Below are 18040 nucleotides of genomic sequence, written 5' to 3' on the forward strand. Positions count from 1 at the left end.
TCAGCAAATATATTAATCGATTAATCGATATTATTCGATTATACTCGATATATATGTTTGTTATTTCAGCAAACTAATAACACCTATAGTGTATTTTAAGAAGCTTCACTAAGCTGGTTAATTATATGTCATCCTTAAAACTTAACCGGAATATATATAATAATAGATAGTAATTCTTAGGATAGTGATATATTAACATTATGATTACTAATGCAATTTTTCTTATACCCTTTTTACTTTTTTCTATACTTAATATAATCTATGTAAGAAAGAACAACAGGCTTGGAATATTTGTTACTAAACCTCTGCTCATGCCACTTTTAATGCTTTTTTATTTACTAAACGCATCGGTTATAAATTATTCCATACTAGCTGCTCTAGCCTTTGGATTTTTAGGTGATGTGTTTTTGTTACAAGATGTAAATCAACGCCGTATCTTAGCTGGGATTGCTTCTTTTTTAACAGGGCATATTTTTTACATTTCTACATTTGCAGGAAATTATTACAACACTCTAGATATCCCGGTATGGTCCTTATTATTTCTTCTCCCTTATATTGGTGGGGCACTATTGATTTTAAAAAAACTTTTTTCCTCAATACAGTTCATAAAATTGCCGGTTATAGTCTATATGAGTGTAATTTTATTAATGAGCTTTTCAAGTATATTAAGAGTTTGGACTGTTTCTTTGTTATCTTTTCTTCTAACTTTTGCAGGGTCTCTGTCCTTTATTTTATCTGATTCCCTGCTGGCTTTTGATTTGTTTACTGTAAGACCTAAGAAAAGCGATACAGCAGTTATGACAACCTATATTCTTGCACAGCTATTGATTGTTTTGGGTGTATTATAAATCAGTATAAAGCTAAGGAATAGTTGTTTCCAAGAGACGCAGGCAAGACATTGCGTGCAGCCTTCCTTCTAAGAAACACTAATTCACAGCTCAAAAATAAAAAATAAAGAACAAAGCACCCTAGAATTTAGGTGCTTTGTTCTTTTATGTATATAAGCCTTTATTTTACGCTTCTTAAATTACGCTTAATTTCTATTATTCTGTTATCATTGTTCACAACCTTAATGGAGAGGTTGTTTACATCAACCTGAAGGTTGTCAGTTTTGTCATTTAACTCTTCTAGAAGCTGAGAGTTTGCTTTGTAGCCGTCAAACAAGGCATCAAGCTTTGGTGTGATTTCCCCGTCTATTTTATTTTCTATTCTTCTAAAGCCGCTCCTAGTTTCTTCTTTAAAGCTAAGCATATCTCCTTTAAAGCCAGTCATATCCTTTCTAAAGCCAAGCATATCTCCTTTAAAACCGGTCATATCTTCTTTAAAATCAAGCATATCTTTTTTAAAACCAGTCATTTCTTCCTTGAAGCCTAGAAATTCTGCATATATTTTTTCCAGCAAAGCAAAGGTTTTATCTTCCATGTTTTTCTCTCCTCTTAGTCTTAGCTCCTAGGTAGCTTAAGTTAGTCTAATTATAACAAATATATTTGTATATTACTATTCTTGACATTAAAATTAACTTTATGCAAACATATGTTCTTTTTCGGTGGCATCTCACTGAATTCCAGAAACTTAACTAATATATTGCCTACTTTGATACCCCAATCATCATTTCACTAATCTTTACATTAGGATTGCTGTACCTTCCCTTTTTCTCCATGCTTTTGCCATACTGCACAGCCTTCACAGGGCAGAGGTGGACGCAGGCAAGACATTGGGTGCAGCCTTCTTTCCAGGCTGGCTTTTTGTCTACCTTTATGATTTGGGCGTTGCAGACTTTTTCGCATATGCCGCAGCCTGTGCAGCTGTCTGTGGCGTAGAACTTTTTAATATCCTTGCCACCTTTGTTGAAGCCGGGATTTATTACAGAGGTTAGAATAAAAGGAATCATACCCTTTGTAATTTTAAATACGCCTTTTGTTCTGCTTTCAATTGTTTTGTTTATGTCCTTTAAGGTTTCCTCCGCAGCTGAAAGCTTTTTGTTTTCTACTTCCTTGGAATCTACATTAAACATAATAATATAATTATTTGGCATTTGAAGTGAAAAACCGCTATCTAAGTTTAAGTTCTTTTTGTTAAGCTCTGACTTAAGCACTTTCATTGTATTGCCTATGTTGTCTCCACAGGTTGCTACTGAAAAAGTGTAGTTGTCCTTATAGCCATCTAGCTTCATTTTCCTTATAAAGCTTAAAACCACTTCTGGAGGTCCCCAGGCATAGACAGGATAAACAAAGCCTATGGCTTCATTTTCCTTTAAGCTGTATTTAAAAGAATTTCCTGCTTGGTTCATTTCTGAGGCTATTGAGATTAGCTTTTCGCCATTATACTCTGCAATTTTCTTGGCTGCATATAAAGAGTTTCCGGTACCTGAAAAGTAAAATATCATATTTACACCTACTATATTTATTTTTTAAAAGCGATTTCCCCATCTATCAATACACAGGTGGTTTTAGCCTGAATATCAAAAGGATGCTTATCAAACACAACAATATCCGCATCTTTGTTTACTTCTAAGGAACCTACTCTGTCTGCAATTCCAAGTATTTCTGCTGGGTTTATGGTTATTGCCTTGAGTGCGGCTTCTTCGCTTAGTCCTGCTCTTACTGCTAAAGCAGCGCACATTGGAAGGTGGTGTACAGGAATTACTGGGTGGTCTGTCATTATGGCTATTTTTACACCTGCATTATGTAATACAGCTGCGGTTTCAAAGGTCTTTTCCTTTAGCTCCACCTTGCTTTTGCTGCCAAAGCTTGGGCCAACTATTACTGCTAAGCCTTCCTTTGCTAGTTCGTCTGCAATTAAGTGTCCTTCTGTGCAGTGCTCAAGAGTCATTTTTAAGCCAAACTCCTTTGCAATGCGGATGGCCGTGAATATATCATCTGTTCTGTGGGCATGAGCCTTCACATTTAACTCACCTTTTACAACGGGTATAAGGCTTTCAAGCTTCATATCAAAGCTAGAGTTCTTTTCTTTGTTTTCCATATAGTTTTTTGTTTTAAAAAGGTATTCTCTTAGTATAGCTGCTGTTGCCATTCTGGTTGATGGAGCTTGCTTTTTCGCGTTGTAGCATCTCTTTGGGTTTTCGCCAAAGGCAACCTTCATGGAGGCAGACTTCTGAACTATCATGTTGTCTATTCTTTTGCCCTTTGTTTTAATGGTTGTAAATTGTCCCCCTATAACATTTGCGCTTCCAGGACCTGAGCACACGCAGGTAACTCCATTTTCATAGGCTTCCGGAAAGGCTGTATCAAAAGGGTTGATTGCATCTATAGCTCTAAGCTGTGGAGTTGCTGGATCTGTTATTTCATTTCCATCGTCTCCTTCAAAACCAATACCTTCTTCCCACATGCCTATGTGGCAGTGAGCATCAATTATTCCAGGCATAATAAAGCCGCCCTGTGCATCGATTATTTGGCAGTTTTCAGTAAGGCTTATGTCCTTGCCTACTGCAACAATTTTTCCTTCCTTAACTAAAACTTGTCCATTTTCAATTGGCTCCCCAGCCATTGTAAGTACTGTTCCATTTTTAATTAATATCATTTCATCCACCCCTTATAATTTGTAAATCATATACTATTATATTTCGCTAACAAATAAAGATTCCCTGCTTGCTGCAATATAAGTTAATTAAAAATAATTAAAGGCGGACTTTACTCCGCCTCTTAAGCATACTTGCAGTTTTGAAACCCTGCATTATTTCGTTTCCTTTTTCTTATACAAGCTTTTATAGTCCCCTGAAAACTCAATTCCCGCAGCAGAACATTCATCGCTTAAAATAACACTGCTGCTTTTTTTATCATATAAGATTACTGTAAGCTTTCCCTGAAGAGTTTCTCTGGCTATTGGAACCATGTTGTCGTCTCTAGGTGCAAGCAAGTCAATAAAGTCTTCTTCCTTGTAGACAGCTTCAATTCTAAGCCCATAGTCTTTATTTTCTGTTTCTAAAATTATTTTTTCTTTTTCACAGTTAATTGCAAGTGAGCTTCTGTTTATGGTTGTAAATTTATAAAACCTGCCTTTTGCATGTATTCCTATTAAAAAACCTGTGAAGCTTTTAATTGGAAAGGGTATATGCCCTATAGAGCAGGTAAGGGCTGTTTCCTCCTTTTCAAAGGAGTTTCCTTGAACCCATATGTAGGAATAGGGAAAGGCTTTGCCCCAGTTTTTTTCAATATATACCTTTCCGTCTGTGAAGTCCACATCATTGCCATTAATATTTAGCTTTCCTTCAATATGACCATCCACAGCACAAACCTGACTGTAGCACTGCATAAAGTCTAGGTAATTGTAAAAGCCCATGCTGCCAGGATTAATTGCACTATCGGGCCATTTTATAATATTTTTAAAGACAAGTCTTCCATAAATTTTCTCGCCCTGCTCCTTTAGGTTTAAGTTAATCTCCTTTAGCGAAAATGTACTTCCATTTACCTTTATATTAAATTCATTAGATTTTGCTTCAAACTGCTCTTTCTTAAAGCTCAAATATTTAAAATCAGCTTCATGTCCTTTTACTACCTGAATAAAGCTGTGAGAGTTCTCCTGTTTTTCTGAAAGAAAGATTCCAGGTATGAAGCAATAGGTATATTCTTTATTTGGATCTACTATTTTAAAATACCAGCCTTCGAAAAAATTAGTGTTTTTATCTTTACCATGATATACATCAGGGTTTCTTATAAATTTTAGCATAAGTCACCTCCAGTCTTTATCATTGACTAAAAGAGGTGTTTTATATACTTAGAAGCTGAAACTGCTGCCAAGGAATTTGGTGTCAAATTCATAACAGCTGAATACAAATATATTGATAATGGCTTATTAATAATACTAAAATCTATAGTTTCGTGATTCCTTAGGAGGTATTTTAAAGATGAAAAAGGCTATCGTCACCGGGGCTTCTGGCTTTGTGGGCCAATGGCTCATAAAGGAGCTTGCTTCACAGGATGTTAATGTAATTGCAGTAGTTCGTAACGAGCGTTCCGATATAAGCTCCCTTAGAAAGTTTAATAATGTAAAAATCGTAGCTTGTACTCTCGATGAGATTGATAAGCTTCCTTCAAAAATAACTGAGGAGGACATAGATGTATTCTATCATTTTGCTTGGTCGGGTACTTCCGGCTCTGATAGAGGTGATGTAAAGCTTCAGCTTAGTAATATAGAAGCTGGCTGCTCTGCTGTAAAAGCTGCTGCTGAAATAGGCTGCAGGAAATTTATTAATGCTGGGAGCATTATGGAATATGAGGCAATGCAGTATGTCCCTGCTGATAGCTCAAAGCCTGGGCTTGGCTATATATATAGCACAGCAAAGCAGACAGCAGATTTCATGGCAAAGACTCTGGCGGTTGATTTAAAGTTGCCCTATATAAATGGCATTATTTCAAATATATACGGTCCCGGAGAAAAATCACCTAGGTTTATAAATTCTACTATAAGAAAGTTTTTAAATAAGGAAAAAGTAAGCTTTACTCATGGAGAGCAGATGTACGACTTCATTTACGCTTCTGATGCAGCTAGAGCCTTTTATATGATTGGAGAAAAAGGAAAGCCTTATACAAGCTACTATATAGGCAATCCTTCGCCTGAGCCTCTTAAAAATTATGTTATAGCCATAAGAAATATAATTGATAAAGCTATTGAACTTAATTTCGGTGAAATACCCTTTCAGGGTGCTTTACTAAAATATGATGAGTTTGATACAAAAAAATTGCTAAGGGAATTTGGATTTGAGTCGGAAGTAGCTTTTGAGGAAGGCATTAGAAGAACATCAACTTGGCTTCAAAATTAGCAAGAATAATACTAGACAAAATAAAATAATGTTGAGGGATAAAAATGAGTGCATTTTCGTTTGAAGAGACAAGGTTTAAAGGAGTATATTTAATTACCTCATTTTCAACAGAAGATAACAGAGGGTATTTTGTTAAAGACTTTGAAAAATCCATATTTGAAGAAAATGGGCTTGATATAGACTTTTATGAAAGCTTTGAGTCTTTTTCCTGGAGGAATGTTATACGTGGACTTCACTTTCAAACCAGCGAACCTCAGGCAAAGCTGGTACGTGCAGTGACAGGCAGTATTTTTGATGTTATTGTGGACCTGCGTAAAGGTTCTGAAACCTTTGGACAATGGGCTGGCTTTTATTTATCGCAAGGAAACAGAAGAAGCCTTTTTATTCCAAAGGGCTTTGCACATGGCTTTTGCGTGCATTCTGATACCGCTATAGTTTCCTATAAATGCGTAGGCAAGTATCATAAGGGTTCTGACAGCGGAATTGTATGGAATGATAAGGATATCTCTATTGACTGGGAGATTGAAAAACCTATCGTTTCAGAAAGAGACCGCTCCTTATTGACTTTCAAAGGATTTATTGAGAAGTTTCAAGCATTATAAAAATAAGCTAGCGGCTAAATGCCACTAGCTTTAACTTTAGTTTATTTTAAAGGATATTCTCCCAAACCTCGCAGCCTTCAAAAGGATTAGCTGTTCCTACATACAAGTGTCCATTGGTTGACTTAAATAAAAGTCTGGCTCCATAGTTGTCTTGGTTGCCGAAGCCATTGCTGGTAACGGACTCCCAACTTATTCCGTCTGATGATTTTAATAAGTCGAAGCCGCTGTAAGGGCTGGAAGATGGAAGTCGAAGCACCTTGAAAAATACAACAAGCCAGTCAAAGGTACCTAAATATAGCTCTCCGTTATACTCCACAAGCTGCCAGCAGTAAAGGTTGAAGAAGTTACCTGCGCCAGATGGAAGCAGACTTATAGGTGTACCTCTAGGTCCTGGTGTTGTTGGAACTGTGGGCTGATAAGGTTGTCCACCAATAACTAATTCCCATCTGTCATCTTTGTTTATTCTAATTAAATCGAAAGGCTTGAAAGCCTCAAGGCTAAAGAGATTTTGAGCAAAAAGCGGGAACATAATAGCACCTACATAGAGATGATCCTTAAAAACTCCTAAGGTAAGCGGTATCATATTAATGGAGTCTCCAGCACCTTTATCAATTACTAGCTTCCATCCATTAACAGCTGGTTCAGTTCCTATAGTCCTCCAAAGTTCAAAGCCTTCTTCAGTAGTATTTCCAGCATAGATATGCCCATTGAAGCTTTCCATTATTGCAATTTGACCTGTAGGGTTTCTATTTGGATCAAAATTGTCGGAATTTGAATCTGCTGTTACTCTAAGCCAGTTTCCCTGTGGGAAGCCTGCTGTTGGCGGAATATATTCATAGATAAAAGCTTCTTGAGTTGAAGCCCCTTCAGCTACAGTTGACATATAAAGCTTTCCATTTGTGTGAATTACCATAGACCTTGTGGAGGTTCCCTCAAGAACATCATTAGGCATTTCAATCCAGTTTAGTCCATCAACTGATCTATAAACCTTTACTTTCGGAGAAGAAAATGCACCGGCGTAAAGTGCTGTACGTCCCTGTGGGTCGGTGTATCTAATCATAAATCTGAAGCCTGATACACCTTCAGGTGCTTTAAAAACTCTAGTCCAACCAGCGTTTGGAAGAGCTTTGTTATAGCGCCAAATTTCTGCTCTGTTGTCTACAGGGTCGGGTACAATATCTTCTGGTATTTGAAAGCCAGGTATTCTTCTCTGTATGGCCAATAATACACCGTACAGAATGTTTCTGCCTGTACCTACATAAAGATATTCCCCAAGCTCAGACATTGACCAGGCGTAGTTGTTTTGCATGGCATTGTTTTTATCTGTGTCAAAGCCGTTTATTGGTGTGATTTTGTTAAAGTTATCTAGAGGCATATTGTCATCTCCATTAAAAATATTAGAAGCTTGTCCAACTTCTAATACACAATATGCTAGACTTATAAATTTGACTATTTCTGTGTTCTAATTTTTATCATAAGTTAAAAATTCCTTAGTATCCAATTCATATGTACAAGCATAGTATTTAATGAACAGGGCTCTAAGCAATAAATTTGAATACATATGAAAATATGAAAATAAAAAACAAAAAGAGAGGTAAGAAAATGAAAGCAGTAATACTATGCGGTGGGAAAGGCACCAGAATGAAGGAAGAAACAGAATATAAACCTAAGCCACTTGTTGAAGTTGGGGACAAGCCAATGATTTGGCATATAATGAAAATCTATTCTCATTATGGGATAAATGATTTCATTTTGTGTTTAGGTTATAAAGGCTATATGCTTAAACAATATTTTAAGGATACGCTTTGGATAAATAATGACTGTACTATGCAGACTAGTAAAAGTCCAAGCAGTATTGAGTATCATACTACAGATAAAAACAATGAAAAGTGGAAGGTTACTTTAGTGGATACAGGCTCAAACAGTTTAACAGCTACCAGATTAAAAAAAATACAAAAGTATATTGATGAGGAGGATTTCTTCATGACCTATGGAGATGGCCTTAGCAATGTAAATATTAGAGGCCTTTTAGATTATCATAAGAGAATGGGAAAGACTGTTACACTTACTGGCATTCATCCTGAATCCTCCTATGGAATTATTGATGTGAAAGATGGCTTAGCAAAAAGCTTTATTGAAAAACCCAAAACTGCTGACACTGTTAACGGAGGCTTTATGGTTATGAATAAAAAAGTGTTTAATTATATCCCGGAAGAAGACTGCATGTTTGAGGAAGCACCTATGAGAAAAATTGCAGCTGCTGGAGAATTGGCAGTTTTTAATCATGAGGGCTTCTGGACTGCTATAGATACTATTAAGGATATTGAAAGAGTTAATAATTTATGGGACAAGGGTGAAAGACCATGGAAAGTATGGGAATAGAAAATTCAAAGGATTTGCTTTCAATATACAAGGACAAAACTGTCCTTGTAACTGGACACACAGGCTTTAAGGGCTCCTGGCTTTCTATATGGCTTCAAGTTCTTGGCGCTAAGGTTATAGGATATGGCTTGGACCCTATTTCAAATGAGGACAATTTTTCTGTTTCACATTTATCGGAAAAAATTACAGACATTAGAGGAGATATAAGAGATTCTCAAAAGCTGCAGCTTGTGTTTGACACCTATAAGCCTGAGATAGTTTTTCATCTTGCTGCCCAGCCTATAGTTAGGCTGTCCTATGAAAATCCTAGGGAAACCTATGAAACTAATGTGATTGGGACTTTAAATGTTTTGGAGGGTATTAAAAACTATCCTTCTGTTAAGGTTGGAGTAATGATTACAACAGACAAGTGCTATGAGAATCTAGAGCAAATTTGGGGCTATAAAGAGACAGATGCTCTGGGTGGATACGACCCCTACAGCTCCAGTAAGGCTTGCGCAGAATTATTGATTGCCTCCTATAGAAGCTCCTATTTTAATCCAAAGGATTTTACGACCCATGGCAAGGTTATTTCAAGCGTTCGTGCTGGAAATGTTATAGGCGGTGGAGATTGGCAAAAGGACAGGATAATACCTGACTGCATTAGGGCTTTATTAAAAAATGAGCATATTGAGCTGCGAAATCCTAGTGCAGTTCGCCCATGGCAGCACGTGCTTGAGCCGCTCTACGGATATATGCTTCTGGGTGCTAAAATGTATAAGCATGGAACTCTCTATTCCGGCTCCTGGAACTTTGGACCTGATTATGAATCTATCGTGACTGTAGAAACAGTTGTAAATAAGCTTGTTAACAAATGGGGAAGCGGTACTTGGAAGGATATTTCTAAAGAGCAAAAGCCTCATGAAGCAAATATACTAAGGCTTGACTGCACAAAGGCAAAGGTTTATTTAAAATGGCAGCCAAAGCTTAATATAGATGAGGCTATTGACTATACTGCTGAATGGTATAAAAACTATAAAACTCAGAATCCTTATGATTTGTGCGTTAAACAAATAAAGCTTTATGAAAATCTTTTGGGGATGGATTAAGGAGGCCTGGAATGAAAAGCAAGAAAATAATTATAAATAGTACTCTTAATGTTAATCCTCGTCTTAAGGAGGATACACAGAGACTAACCAAGGAATGGATTGACAAGAGAATTGATATTTTCTACGATTACACACTCAAGAGCTTAAAAGCTCAAACCAATCAAAACTTCACCTGCTACCTTCGCTATGACGATACCACTGAAGCTTTTGTTCTTGATGCCTTAGACAAACATGAAAAGCTTCCTGACAATGTTAAATTTATTCAGACTACAAAATATGATGAGCAGCTAGCTAAGGAGCTTAAAAATTATGAGTTTGCTTATTTTATAAGACTTGACTCAGATGACATGTATCACAAAACTTATGTTCAGCAGATGTTTGATTATAACCCGCAAAAAACTACTGTAGCATTAATTAATAGAAATGGTTTTATCTACGACTCTATTAACAAACAGGTTGCAAAGTGCTACTGTAAGGCTGTAACCTTTTATACTTTTATATACAAGGTAAAGGATTATCTTCAGGGTAATGTATTTAATGCTGACAGCACGGATGTAGACAATGAGCAGTATATAGCACTAAGGGTACCTCATGAGTTTATTACAAAACGCAACTATTTGTGGCATACCCATTCTGCAAATACTGTTACCAAGTTTGAAAACTGGTTTACCTTTACCACGGAAAGGACAGATAATCCTTATATAGTAAACGAAATATTAAAAGATTTTATAGGTATTCCTGAAAAATAAGAAAGTGTGCATTGCGCACACTTCTTTTTTAGTCTAATAGCAGTACGTACTCTCTTGAGCAGCGTCATCTGGATTAATTATTTTTACATATAGATAAGATATCGGTATAGGAATTGGCTCACCGATCTCATCAATATAAACGTCTATCCAAAGGTGGTTGCTTTCCAGCCTTAAGATTCTAGCAGTAGTTCCTTTAGGTATTAATATCCCCCCTATTGCATAAAAGTCGTAAATTATTTCACAATCCATATTTCTTCTCTCCCCTATAAAAATTTGCTTGTCCCTTATATTGCCATAGTATGCACCTTTAATTTAAACGTTCATAGCCTCACCAAAATTACTGATGCACATATACTGGTATGGAAAGAGGACAAGACTTTGCCTTGCAGTTAACTTATAGACATGGAGGTATAACAATGGCAGATGAAAAACTACTGAAACAAGAGATTATGGACAAGGTTAAAGAAATATACAAGTTAAGAAAAGCTAAAGAGACCTTTGTAAAGGGTAAAACTAGAATCGGTTATTCCGGACGCTGCTTTGATGAGAAGGAAATGCTGGCTGCGGTTGATGCTGTGCTGGATTTTTGGCTTACTCTTGGCCCTAAGGGCATAGAATTTTGCGAAAGCTTTAAAAACTATCTGGGAAACAAGCATTGCCTTGTAACTAATTCAGGTTCTTCCTCAAATTTATTAGCAATATCAGCCCTGTGTTCTGACAGCATAGCTAACCCAATAAGGCCTTGGGATGAAGTAATAACTACAGCAGTAACCTTTCCAACTACCTTGAACCCTATTATTCAGAACAAGCTTACACCAGTATTTGTAGATATAGAAGAGGATACGTACAATATTGATGCCTCTCTTATTGAAGCTGCTGTTTCAAGTAAAACTAGAGCTATTGTATTTGCTCATACTCTTGGCAATCCTGCAGAAATGGATAAGATAATGGCTATTGCTAAAAAGTACAAGCTTTATGTAGTTGAGGATACCTGCGATGCCCTTGACTCTATTTATGAGGGTAAATACTGTGGGAGCTTTGGAGATTTTTCAACCTTTAGCTTTTATGCAGCACATCATATTACCATGGGTGAAGGCGGCGCATTGTGCACAAATTCGTCTGAACTTTATAGAGCTGCATTGTCTTATAGAGACTGGGGACGAGCCTGCTACTGCCAAACTGGAGAAAAGAATCCTAATGGCGCCTGCGGACACAGATTTGACTTTAAATTTAAAGGCTTGCCTGAGGGCTATGACCACAAATATGTCTACAGCAATATAGGCTATAATTTAAAGCCCTTGGATATTCAGTGTGCAATAGGCTTAGAACAGCTTAAAAAGCTGCCTGATTTTACTAAAGCAAGGAAGAAAAATTTCAATTTATTGTATGATTTTATGAAAAAGTATGAGGATAAATTTATTCTACCAAGATCCCTTCCTAAAGCTGATGCCTCTTGGTTTGCTTTTCCATTAACCATTAGAGAGGATGCAGGGTTTACAAAAAAGGCTCTGGTTACTTTCTTAGAATCCAAAAACATTGAAACAAGAATGCTGTTTGCAGGCAATATTTTGAATCAGCCGGGCTATAAAAATATTAATCACAGGATTTCTGGGCAGCTTACTAACTCTGATCAGGTGCTTCATAAAACCTTTTTCCTTGGCGTGTATCCCGGAATTACCCAGGAAAAGTTAGAATATATAACTGACTGCATTGACGAGTTTTTTAAATAGCTCTTGGAGGAAACATGGATACAGAAACAGTAATTTTAGGTGGAGGTATTTCCGGTATTGCTGCAAACTATTTTTTAGGCAAGGATAAGGCAGCCATCATATATGAACAACGAGACAGCATGGGTGGGCTATGCGATAACTTTTCTATAGGAGCTTTTAAGTTTGATACAGGCATTCATCTATCTTTTACAAGCTTTAAGGAAGTAAGGGAGGTTTTTGATATGACTCCCTACTACACTTATAGCCCTGAGCCAATGAATTATTACAAAGGACTTTGGCTTAAGCAGCCTATTCAAAACAACCTTTTTCCACTAACTCCTGAGGAAAAGGTTAAGGCTGTTAAGGATTATATATATAAACCTGTACAAGCTGATGATTTTGAAAACTACAAATGCTGGCTTTACAGCAAATACGGCAAATATATAACAGAACATTTTTTTCTTCCTTATACTGAAAAGTACTGGTGTGAAAGGGCAGAAAATATGGAGACAAGCTGGATAGGTAATAGGCTCTATTTGCCTGAAATAGATGAGGTTTTATATGGGGCTATGAGCAGCGCAACCCCTAACAGGTACTATGCTCAGGAAATGAGATATCCAAAGGAAGGAGGCTACAAAGCCTTTCTGAAACCGATGCTTTCCAAAGTAAATATCAACCTTAATAAAAGAGCAGTAAAGCTTGACAGCAGTCACAAGCTCGTTGAGTTCGAGGATGGTAGCAAGGTTTATTATGAAAATTTAATCAGCAGTCTTCCTCTTCCAGCGCTTATTAAGATAATGAAGGATGTTCCCAGCGCTGTTAAGGAAGCCTCTGAAAATCTTTCAGCTACCTCTTTAATTCTAATATCAATAGGGCTTAACGTACCACAGGATGAAAGCAAAAGCATTTGGTTTTATATCTATGATAAGGATTTTCTTCCGGCAAGAGCCTATTATCCAGGGTTAAAATCCAAAAGCAATATACCTTCCCACCAAAGCTCTCTTCAATTTGAAATATATTATTCAAGAAGCAAACCATTAAGTATGAGAAAGGAAGCCTTGGCTGAACATTTGATTCGTGTTATAGAAAAATTAAAACTGGCTAATAGAAAAGACGTGCTGTTTGTTGATATAAAAAATATACCCTATGCCAATGTAATATTTGATAAAAAGCTATATTTTAATAGAAATTTGGTTCGCCAGTATCTGAATAATCTTGGAATCCAATCAATAGGAAGGTTTGGCGAGTGGGACTACCTGTGGAGCGATCAAAGCTTTATGAGTGGAAAAAAGGCAGCTGAAAAGCTCCTTAATATGTGATTTTTTCACGACTTAGGAGGAATAAAATGAAGGAAAAAAGTATAATTGTCATGGTTCCTTTAAATATCTCCCATTACTATGAAACTGGTAAGGAAGATAAAAATCTTCAGGAATTTGGAAACCATCTTAATAGAGAAAAAAATGATGAGGAATGGATTTGCAACAGAATAAAAATATTTATGAACTATACTCTCAAAAGCCTTAAGCTGCAAACAAATCAACACTTTAAAGCACTTGTAGTTTACAGCGAAGCTACAAAAGAACTTGTGCTTCAAGAGCTCAATAAATATGACCCTCTTCCTTCAAATATAAAGTTTATTGAATTTAGCTTGCTAGAGGATGAGATAAAAAAAACTATAAAGAAATCCAAGTATTTTTATTTTGTAAGAACTGATTCTGACGATATGTATCATAAAACCTATATTCAAAGGATGCAGGATTACACTCCTGAAAAATATACTACAGCTCTTATAAATCCCTATGGCTATTTATATGACTCAACCAACAACAAGCTTGCTAAGTGTAAAGCCAGGGTTACTTCCTGCTATACTCTAATATTTAACTCCAAGGACTATCTTGAAGGCAAAACCTATAATGTGGTAACAGATCAGATAGACTCTCAGATGTGGTTTGCCTGGAGCTATTTTCCCCGTGAAATTTTGATGGGAAGGAATTATGTATGGCATGTGCACTCTAAAAACACAATAACAAACTTTGAGCAATGGTTTACTGATACCTGGGTTGAAGAATTAAAGGATATAACTACTGATGAGGCAGAAATTGAAAAGGTATTAAAAGATTATATATAAAAATGAAAGCCTATGAACATATATCATAGGCTTTCATACTAAGGGTTATACATCTTATAATTTGACGAGTCCTCGCCAACTATTCTATCAAGCTTCCAGTTGTAGCCCTTTGCACTGTCATACACAAGGTAGTAGACTGCCACAACATTAGTGGTCTTTTGCTTGCTTCCGTCTTTATAGGTAACACTTCCATAAACATATTTAGCATTGGCAAGGCCTTTTGGAGACGCAACCTTATCAGTCTTAAAGCTCTTTGCTTCTTCTGGTGTTATTTTATGGCTGTTTGAGTACCAGAAGAATATATTATTTGATTCTATTTCACGGTTTGCAATACTTGAAACTATAAAGTCCTTTGAAATTTCATTTACTGTAACGCCATCAACTACAGGCTTTGTTTTTTTAAGCAAGTCCACTTTAGTGAAGGATACTGCAAAGGTATAGTCTGTTGATAGAGTAGACTTAAGTTCCCCTGCTTCATTTTGCTTTTTTACAGAAACATTAATAGTTCCATTTTGTGCGTCAAACCTTTTATCTCCCACATTAATGCTTTTAGTAAAACTGTCACTTACATAAAAACCTTTTCCTCCAAATACATCTGGATGGGTTACCGTTTGATTGATAGTATCCTTTTTAATAACCTCAAGAAGCTTATCCTGAGAGAAGGCTGGTGATAAAGCCAGAGCAAAATCATCACTGCTGTTTCTTTCAATGGATGCCACTTTCCAAACTTCATCTTCAAAATTAAGCTGACATTTTACTTTTCCGGAAGCTGCCACTAGGCCGCTGTCTATAGCTGCATCTATCATCACTTCTTCTTTGAAATTATCATAATCTGGTGTTCTTGAAGCTATAGCAAGGGTTTTAACATCTTCCCCGCTTAAGGATTTTTCTGCACCAGAAACATTTATATTTGCTTTCTTAACTTCCTCTAGAATCTGCTTTTCATCCATTCCTACCAAGGGCTTTACAGCAGTTTCTCCAACAAGCTCTATTTTATCGCTAATAGTCCACTTGTCCTTTCCTTCATAAATGTATTGAAGCGATAATAAAGTATTAACTTCAAGGCTGCCATTGTTTAGGACTACAGCTGCCTTGATATCGTCTTTTTTCTCGCTTTTGTTAGTGATTCTTTCCTTAATACTGAAGCTCTTAATATAGTTTTTCTTAATTTCAAGGTTTGTACCCTTCGGAAGTACTATTGTCTTACCTGTAATGTCCCCTTTTATTCTTCCTTCATCAACAGGCTGTCCAATTAAATATGAGTATCCAAAGGCTCCTACTGCTATCATTAAAACTACGGTTGCTATTGAAATAACTAGTTTTCTTTTTTTAAATATTGCTTTTAATTTTCCGAAGAACTTGTCTTTTTTATACCCTTTTATCTGCTCCTCTGTTATTGCGGGCATAGTTAAAGTATCGAATTTTTCTCTTTGTTTAGACTGTTCTACTGTTTCAGTTATTTTTTCCTGTTCCTCCTGCTGCAGTTCAACCTGTTCTGTTATTACAGCAGTTGGCTCTTCTATCTTTGTTCCGCAGTAAGGGCAAAACTTTAGACCATTAATATTGTCAAATTCGCTTTTACAGCTGTTGCAAATCATTTGTACCTCCTGTATTCCTTTTTTGCACATACTAATTATTAATTAGTATGCCTCCTGTATTCCTTCTTTGCACATACCAATTATTAATTGGTATGCCTCCTGTATTCCTTTTTTGTACGTAACAATTATAAGCTATTATGCCTCCAAAACTTATCTAAATATGTAGTTAAAACTCAATAATATAAAAACATTGTAACATATTAGCTCTATCTTGAGAATAATGATGTTTATGCCGCTTCATAAAAAATTAATAAAGTTGCCTCTTTGTCGTCATAAACTGATTTTAGAATAAGGTAACGAACTAAACATAAGGAGAGATTATATGAAGCTATTTTTAAATTTTGGTTTTGCATGGATATCTATTTTATTAGCAGTGGCTTTAAGCATTGTATATGTACTTAGAAAAGCAATTATTATATCTAAGGGCAAGAATTCATTTTTTATAAAGTTAAACAAAAGTCTTAGAAAACACCATAAAATTATGGGAATGCTTCTAGTTGCTGCAGGACTTATACACGGTTATTTTTCTTCAGAAAAGCTTCTAAGCCTTAACTTAGGAACAGTAGCTTGGGTGGTGTCTATTCTTTTGGGCTTAAATTGGATGCTTAGAAAGTCCCTGTCAAAATATAAGGGTTGGATTTTTTATCACAGGCTTTTGACAGCAGCATTTATACTTACAATAATACTCCACATAGTAGATGTAGGCGGAATCCAGGTTCATAAGCTTTTATTAGGCACTGGCACTGCTTCTGGGCAAAAGGTTTCAGTTGATGATTTTAATAATAAAATACAAGGAGCAACCTTCAAGGATGGTACCTATGAGGGTGAGGCTGACGGCTATAGACCTGGACTTAAAGTATCAGTTGAAATTAAGAATAATACAATTACTTCTATTGAGATTGTTTCACATAATGAAGTTAATTCTAAATTCTATCAAAAGGCACTTGATGGTGTTCCCCAAGAAATATTGGACAGTCAGAGTACTTCTGTAGACGCTGTTTCAGGAGCGACCTTTACTTCCATTGGAATAATGAACGCGGTAAATGACGCTTTATCGGAGGCTTTAGTTAGCGGTACCCTTCCTGACAGCAAGACTTTGCCTCAGAATCGTGGACATGAGAAAGGCCCCGGCGGCGGCAGAGGTACTAGTGGAGAGAGAATTCCCGGCGGAAACAGTGTACCTGGGGAAAAAAGAAGATTTTAAAATTAAATATAGTGCTGTATAATTGGTTTATAGCTAATTATTTCTTAAGGAGTATTTTATGAAAAGAAAAAGACAGTTTAGGATTATTGCTTTTCTAGCCTTTGCAGTATTAATCGCTTTTGCAGCAAACTGGCTGTTTAGCTCCTATAAACCAGCTGATGAGGCTGTTGCGGTTTTTAACAGCAGCAATGTAGAGGTTTCTTTAGACAAATATATTACCTTCACTCCAAAAAACAAAACACCTGATACAGCGCTTATATTTTACCCTGGCGGCAAGGTGGAGCCTGAAGCCTATGCGCCTCTATGCAGCAAGATTGCAGCTCAAGGCTTTATGGTAATAATTCCTTCCATGCCCTTGAATCTAGCCGTATTAAGTCCTGAGAAGGCTGATGAGGTTATTAAGGCTTATCCTAGCATAAAAAATTGGGCTGTTGGAGGACATTCTCTAGGTGGAGTAATGGCTGCCAGCTTTGCTAAAAAGCATTTAAACGAAGTGAAGGCTCTAGCTCTTTTTGCAAGCTATCCTCAAAACAAGGATGATTTGTCTTCTGCAGAGCTTAAGGTTTTATCTGTTTGGGGCAGCGAAGACGGCTGTGCTGATATAGGCAAAATAAAAGCAGCTGAAAATATTCTGCCTAAAACCTCAGTATTTAAGGAAATTTCCGGAGGCAATCACGCTCAGTTTGGAAGCTATGGATTTCAAAAGGGCGACAAGGAAGCAAAGATTTCTAGCTTGGAACAGCAAAGCTTGGCTGTTCAGTATACAGTAAATCTTTTAAGCGAAATATCAAAATAGAAAAA

Annotated in this window: 18 protein-coding genes; 11 read left to right on the top strand and 7 right to left on the bottom strand. The window is 36.5% G+C overall.

Annotation, left to right across the window (positions count from 1 at the left end; all coding sequences use genetic code 11):
- Positions 1-200 precede the first annotated feature (200 nt).
- Entirely contained in the window at positions 201-848 is a 648-nt protein-coding gene (locus tag NBE98_RS03115) for a lysoplasmalogenase (protein WP_250812479.1), read from the top strand.
- 160 nt (positions 849-1008) lie between these two features.
- On the opposite strand, the gene NBE98_RS03120 is transcribed toward NBE98_RS03115, so the two are convergent.
- From NBE98_RS03120 to NBE98_RS03135, 4 genes are all read right to left on the bottom strand, one after another.
- Positions 1009-1422, bottom strand: a complete 414-nt coding sequence (locus NBE98_RS03120; RefSeq protein ID WP_250812483.1) for a hypothetical protein — start codon at positions 1420-1422, stop codon at positions 1009-1011.
- 166 nt (positions 1423-1588) lie between these two features.
- The gene (locus tag NBE98_RS03125; protein ID WP_250812486.1) at positions 1589-2386 is read right to left on the bottom strand and encodes an EFR1 family ferrodoxin; all 798 of its coding nucleotides are present in this window, start codon (positions 2384-2386) and stop codon (positions 1589-1591) included.
- A gap of 17 nt (positions 2387-2403) precedes the next feature.
- Positions 2404-3540, bottom strand: a complete 1137-nt coding sequence (locus NBE98_RS03130; protein WP_250812489.1) for an amidohydrolase — start codon at positions 3538-3540, stop codon at positions 2404-2406.
- A gap of 153 nt (positions 3541-3693) precedes the next feature.
- The gene (locus tag NBE98_RS03135) at positions 3694-4686 is read right to left on the bottom strand and encodes a tocopherol cyclase family protein (protein WP_250812492.1); all 993 of its coding nucleotides are present in this window, start codon (positions 4684-4686) and stop codon (positions 3694-3696) included.
- A 178-nt stretch (positions 4687-4864) separates the two neighbouring features.
- Between NBE98_RS03135 and NBE98_RS03140 the strand changes: the two genes are divergently transcribed.
- Positions 4865-5779, top strand: a complete 915-nt coding sequence (locus NBE98_RS03140) for an NAD-dependent epimerase/dehydratase family protein (protein WP_250812494.1) — start codon at positions 4865-4867, stop codon at positions 5777-5779.
- A gap of 44 nt (positions 5780-5823) precedes the next feature.
- Positions 5824-6381, top strand: coding sequence for a dTDP-4-dehydrorhamnose 3,5-epimerase (gene rfbC, locus NBE98_RS03145; protein WP_250812495.1), 558 nt, complete (start codon positions 5824-5826; stop codon positions 6379-6381).
- Positions 6382-6427: 46 nt separating this feature from the next.
- Here rfbC and NBE98_RS03150 read toward each other — a convergent pair whose 3' ends face one another.
- Positions 6428-7756 carry a hypothetical protein gene (locus tag NBE98_RS03150; RefSeq protein WP_250812496.1) on the bottom strand — a complete coding sequence of 443 codons (1329 nt, stop codon included), beginning with the start codon at positions 7754-7756 and terminating at the stop codon, positions 6428-6430.
- Between the two features lie 227 nt (positions 7757-7983).
- Here NBE98_RS03150 and rfbF point away from each other — a divergent pair, with 227 nt between their 5' ends.
- The 3 genes from rfbF to NBE98_RS03165 are packed head-to-tail and all read left to right on the top strand — an operon-like array spanning position 7984 to position 10600.
- Positions 7984-8763 (top strand): glucose-1-phosphate cytidylyltransferase, encoded by a 780-nt coding sequence (gene rfbF, locus NBE98_RS03155; RefSeq protein WP_250812497.1) that lies wholly within the window; start codon positions 7984-7986, stop codon positions 8761-8763.
- Positions 8745-9851 carry a CDP-glucose 4,6-dehydratase gene (gene rfbG, locus NBE98_RS03160; protein ID WP_250812502.1) on the top strand — a complete coding sequence of 369 codons (1107 nt, stop codon included), beginning with the start codon at positions 8745-8747 and terminating at the stop codon, positions 9849-9851. Before rfbF ends, rfbG begins: the two co-directional genes overlap by 19 nt.
- An 11-nt stretch (positions 9852-9862) precedes the next feature.
- The gene (locus NBE98_RS03165) at positions 9863-10600 is read left to right on the top strand and encodes a glycosyltransferase (RefSeq protein WP_250812503.1); all 738 of its coding nucleotides are present in this window, start codon (positions 9863-9865) and stop codon (positions 10598-10600) included.
- Positions 10601-10633: 33 nt separating this feature from the next.
- Here the strand turns inward: NBE98_RS03165 and NBE98_RS03170 are convergent, their stop codons facing one another.
- Positions 10634-10849 (bottom strand): hypothetical protein, encoded by a 216-nt coding sequence (locus NBE98_RS03170; protein ID WP_250812504.1) that lies wholly within the window; start codon positions 10847-10849, stop codon positions 10634-10636.
- Positions 10850-11016: 167 nt separating this feature from the next.
- Between NBE98_RS03170 and rfbH the strand changes: the two genes are divergently transcribed.
- Genes rfbH through NBE98_RS03185 form a run of 3 tightly spaced genes read left to right on the top strand, consistent with a single transcriptional unit; the run spans position 11017 to position 14437 of the window.
- Positions 11017-12330, top strand: a complete 1314-nt coding sequence (gene rfbH, locus NBE98_RS03175) for a lipopolysaccharide biosynthesis protein RfbH (protein ID WP_250812506.1) — start codon at positions 11017-11019, stop codon at positions 12328-12330.
- Between the two features lie 14 nt (positions 12331-12344).
- Positions 12345-13628 (top strand): protoporphyrinogen/coproporphyrinogen oxidase, encoded by a 1284-nt coding sequence (locus NBE98_RS03180; protein ID WP_250812509.1) that lies wholly within the window; start codon positions 12345-12347, stop codon positions 13626-13628.
- A gap of 26 nt (positions 13629-13654) precedes the next feature.
- Positions 13655-14437: a glycosyltransferase family A protein gene (locus NBE98_RS03185; protein ID WP_250812511.1), complete on the top strand. Its 783-nt coding sequence runs from the start codon at positions 13655-13657 to the stop codon at positions 14435-14437.
- 38 nt (positions 14438-14475) lie between these two features.
- Here NBE98_RS03185 and NBE98_RS03190 read toward each other — a convergent pair whose 3' ends face one another.
- Positions 14476-16035: a hypothetical protein gene (locus NBE98_RS03190; protein WP_250812515.1), complete on the bottom strand. Its 1560-nt coding sequence runs from the start codon at positions 16033-16035 to the stop codon at positions 14476-14478.
- A 322-nt stretch (positions 16036-16357) separates the two neighbouring features.
- Between NBE98_RS03190 and NBE98_RS03195 the strand changes: the two genes are divergently transcribed.
- Entirely contained in the window at positions 16358-17239 is an 882-nt protein-coding gene (locus NBE98_RS03195) for an FMN-binding protein (RefSeq protein WP_250812518.1), read from the top strand.
- Between the two features lie 58 nt (positions 17240-17297).
- On the top strand, positions 17298-18035 hold the full coding sequence (locus NBE98_RS03200; protein WP_250812523.1) for an alpha/beta hydrolase: 738 nt from the start codon (positions 17298-17300) through the stop codon (positions 18033-18035).
- Positions 18036-18040 lie beyond the last annotated feature (5 nt).

Source organism: Clostridium swellfunianum (assembly GCF_023656515.1).
In the GTDB taxonomy this organism is placed as follows: Bacteria; Bacillota; Clostridia; order Clostridiales; family Clostridiaceae; genus Clostridium_AT; species Clostridium_AT swellfunianum.

Excerpts from the sequence above, each read along its gene's own strand:
- NBE98_RS03115 (WP_250812479.1), top strand. The coding sequence starts at position 201 with ATGATTACTAATGCAATTTTTCTTATACCCTTTTTACTTTTTTCTATA.
- NBE98_RS03120 (WP_250812483.1), bottom strand. The coding sequence starts at position 1,422 with ATGGAAGATAAAACCTTTGCTTTGCTGGAAAAAATATATGCAGAATTT.
- NBE98_RS03125 (WP_250812486.1), bottom strand. The coding sequence starts at position 2,386 with ATGATATTTTACTTTTCAGGTACCGGAAACTCTTTATATGCAGCCAAG.
- NBE98_RS03130 (WP_250812489.1), bottom strand. The coding sequence starts at position 3,540 with ATGATATTAATTAAAAATGGAACAGTACTTACAATGGCTGGGGAGCCA.
- NBE98_RS03135 (WP_250812492.1), bottom strand. The coding sequence starts at position 4,686 with ATGCTAAAATTTATAAGAAACCCTGATGTATATCATGGTAAAGATAAA.
- NBE98_RS03140 (WP_250812494.1), top strand. The coding sequence starts at position 4,865 with ATGAAAAAGGCTATCGTCACCGGGGCTTCTGGCTTTGTGGGCCAATGG.
- rfbC (WP_250812495.1), top strand. The coding sequence starts at position 5,824 with ATGAGTGCATTTTCGTTTGAAGAGACAAGGTTTAAAGGAGTATATTTA.
- NBE98_RS03150 (WP_250812496.1), bottom strand. The coding sequence starts at position 7,756 with ATGCCTCTAGATAACTTTAACAAAATCACACCAATAAACGGCTTTGAC.
- rfbF (WP_250812497.1), top strand. The coding sequence starts at position 7,984 with ATGAAAGCAGTAATACTATGCGGTGGGAAAGGCACCAGAATGAAGGAA.
- rfbG (WP_250812502.1), top strand. The coding sequence starts at position 8,745 with ATGGAAAGTATGGGAATAGAAAATTCAAAGGATTTGCTTTCAATATAC.
- NBE98_RS03165 (WP_250812503.1), top strand. The coding sequence starts at position 9,863 with ATGAAAAGCAAGAAAATAATTATAAATAGTACTCTTAATGTTAATCCT.
- NBE98_RS03170 (WP_250812504.1), bottom strand. The coding sequence starts at position 10,849 with ATGGATTGTGAAATAATTTACGACTTTTATGCAATAGGGGGGATATTA.
- rfbH (WP_250812506.1), top strand. The coding sequence starts at position 11,017 with ATGGCAGATGAAAAACTACTGAAACAAGAGATTATGGACAAGGTTAAA.
- NBE98_RS03180 (WP_250812509.1), top strand. The coding sequence starts at position 12,345 with ATGGATACAGAAACAGTAATTTTAGGTGGAGGTATTTCCGGTATTGCT.
- NBE98_RS03185 (WP_250812511.1), top strand. The coding sequence starts at position 13,655 with ATGAAGGAAAAAAGTATAATTGTCATGGTTCCTTTAAATATCTCCCAT.
- NBE98_RS03190 (WP_250812515.1), bottom strand. The coding sequence starts at position 16,035 with ATGATTTGCAACAGCTGTAAAAGCGAATTTGACAATATTAATGGTCTA.
- NBE98_RS03195 (WP_250812518.1), top strand. The coding sequence starts at position 16,358 with ATGAAGCTATTTTTAAATTTTGGTTTTGCATGGATATCTATTTTATTA.
- NBE98_RS03200 (WP_250812523.1), top strand. The coding sequence starts at position 17,298 with ATGAAAAGAAAAAGACAGTTTAGGATTATTGCTTTTCTAGCCTTTGCA.